General features: G+C 58.1%; 1 protein-coding gene. It reads right to left on the reverse strand.

The features are described 5' to 3' along the window. Positions 1-253: transposase (locus IV91_RS17640; protein WP_150112541.1), on the reverse strand; the 253-nt coding region annotated here is incomplete at both ends.

Here is a 253-nt window from a genome sequence, read left to right on the forward strand (position 1 = left end):
GCTCACGGAAGGACATAGGATGCATGGAAATGCACTGTTCGATCAACCTGTAGAAGAGCATGCCCCGATGCGTGGACTTGCGGCGGTTGAACCGAAACGCGAATTCGTCGAGATAGGCCTGCAGGTATTCCTCCTCGAAGGATCCTTGGTGCGTGCCCATCAGCCAGCGCTTAACCAGCGCGGCGACGCGGTGTACACCCGGCAAGACCTCGTTGGCATCTTTGCCGGAGCCTTTGACGGACGTTCCATGGTG

Source organism: Ferrovum myxofaciens, from assembly GCF_000735045.1.
In the GTDB taxonomy this organism is placed as follows: domain Bacteria; phylum Pseudomonadota; class Gammaproteobacteria; order Burkholderiales; family Ferrovaceae; genus Ferrovum; species Ferrovum myxofaciens.